Origin of the sequence: Longimicrobium sp. (genome assembly GCF_036280135.1) — a bacterium.
Taxonomy (GTDB): domain Bacteria; phylum Gemmatimonadota; class Gemmatimonadetes; order Longimicrobiales; family Longimicrobiaceae; genus Longimicrobium.
The window spans coordinates 1-2049 of the sequence record NZ_DASURI010000026.1; the positions used below are offsets into that span (position 1 = coordinate 1).

The 2049-nt window shown below is 71.4% G+C and carries 3 protein-coding genes; 2 read left to right on the plus strand and 1 reads right to left on the minus strand.

Annotated features, from left to right (window positions below):
- Together VFZ20_RS00835 and VFZ20_RS00840 are read left to right on the plus strand one after the other, a co-directional pair.
- On the plus strand, window positions 1-650 hold a 650-nt coding region (locus VFZ20_RS00835; protein ID WP_329681912.1), incomplete at its 5' end, for a thioesterase II family protein.
- Entirely contained in the window at window positions 640-1389 is a 750-nt protein-coding gene (locus VFZ20_RS00840) for a 4'-phosphopantetheinyl transferase family protein (RefSeq protein WP_329681913.1), read from the plus strand. The genes VFZ20_RS00835 and VFZ20_RS00840, both read left to right, overlap by 11 nt.
- A 106-nt stretch (window positions 1390-1495) precedes the next feature.
- Here VFZ20_RS00840 and VFZ20_RS00845 read toward each other — a convergent pair.
- The coding region (locus VFZ20_RS00845; protein ID WP_329681914.1) for a hypothetical protein at window positions 1496-2049 on the minus strand (554 nt) is incomplete at its 5' end.

Genomic DNA, 2049 nt, shown 5'->3' on the forward strand with positions numbered 1-2049 from the left:
AGGTGGAGGTGGTGGCCGTGCAGCCCCCCGGCCGCGAAGGCCGGCTGAGCGAAACGCCCATCCCCGACCTGGCGCAGCTGGTGGCGGCCATGCACACCGAGCTGCTGCCGCACATGGACAAGCCGTTCGCCTTTTACGGGCACAGCAACGGCGGGCTGATGGCGTTCGAGCTGGCGCGCACGCTGCGCCGCACGGCCGGGCCCATGCCGCGGCACATCTTCATCGGCGGGCGGCCCGCGCCGCAGCTAACGCTGGACGAGGAGGAGATCCACGCGCTGCCGCACGACGAGTTCATTGCCGCGCTGCGCCGCTACGCCGGCACGCCCGAAGAGATCCTGCAGAACGCGGAGATCATGGAGCTCATCATGCCCCTGCTCCGCGCCGACTTCTCCCTGGGCGAAACCTACGCGTACACGCCCGAGGCGCCCCTGCACGTGCCCATCAGCGCGTATCATGGCGAGCGCGATAACGAGGTGGAGCCGGGGCAGATCGAGGCGTGGCGCGAGCAGACGTCTGCCGCGTTCAACTTCAAGATCTTTCCCGGCGACCACTTCTTCATCAACGGCGACCGCGCGCTGGTGCTGCAGCAGATGACGCGCGAGCTGCGCCCCCTGCTGGGCTCGCTGCAGCCCGCCCTGCATGGCTTTTGACGCCTGGGCGCCGCCGCCCGCCGGCCCGCTGGCGCTGAACGCGGACGAGGTGCACGTGTGGCGCGCCTCGCTGCGTCCGCCGCCGCACGTGCTGGCGCGGCTGGAGATGCACCTTTCCGCCGACGAGCGGGCCCGCGCGGCCCGCTTTCGCTTCGCGGAGCATCGCACGGCGTTCATCGCGGGGCGCGGCGCGCAGCGCGAGATCCTGGCGCGCTACACGGGCCTGCCGCCGCACGCGCACGTCTACGCGGAGACGAGCCACGGCAAGCAGTCGCTCGCGGGCGCCGCGGCGGAGCAGGGCATTCGCTACAACGTGAGCAACTCCGGCGACCTTGTGCTGGTCGCCGTCTCGCGCGGCCGCGAGCTGGGCGTGGACCTGGAGAAGCTCAAGCCCATGCCTGACGGCATCGACATCGCCAGGCGTTTCTTCAGTGCTCCGGAGAACGAGATCTTCGCCGCGCTGGACGAGGCCGTGCGCGACCTCGCGTTCTTCAACTGCTGGACGCGCAAGGAGGCGTACATCAAGGCCGTGGGCGAGGGGCTGTCGATGCCGCTGGACCGCTTTGACGTGGCGTTCGCGCCCGGCGAGGACGCACGCCTGCTGCGCACCCGCGGCGACGAGGCCGAGGCGGCGCGGTGGAGCATGGCCGCGCTGGACCCCGGCGAGGGCTACGTTGGCGCGATCGTGGTGGAGGGAGACGGTTGGCGGCCCGTGCTGTACGACTTCGGGAGTGTGTGAGTGCGGAAGTGCGTGAGCGCGGAAGCGCGGAAGCGCGGAAGCGCGGAAGCGCGGAGGAGGGGCGGCTGTGCTCCGGCGAGGTACGATCGGCAATGGGTGACGCGGATCAGATGGGATCGTTCCAGCCCCGGTAGCGGATGGTGTCGGCCAGGGCGGACCACAGCCGGTTCTTCATCGTGCCCGCCGCGCGGCCCAGCGCCGCCGCGCCGATGACGACAAAGGCGATCAGCGTCGAAAGCCGCGCGTCCATGTTGCCCCAGTAGATTCCCATCCACGCCAGGAACCCGACGATCGCGCCCACGACGATCCCCAGGATCATGTGGATGCGGCCCGAGAGCACGTCGTCCTCCATGGCGGCCGTCGGGTTCAGCACGAGCTCCACCGGCGGGCGGCCGCGGCCGGTGATCCACCGCTCGCAGTCCCGCAGGTCTGCCGCGGCCAGCGACCGGCCGATCTCCGCCAGCTCGTCGTCCAGCATCCCCGGCGTCCAGCCCAGCTCCCCCGCGAAGCGGGGATGGTCGCGGCGCAGGGCCGTGCTGCTTCCCGTGATCCCCGGCACCAGCGCCGCCGCCTGCTCCATGAAGCGCGCGGCTGCCTCGTCGTCCCCTCGGTCGCGGGCGTCCTGCACCCACACGCGCAGCCGCCAGAACTCGCCCCGCG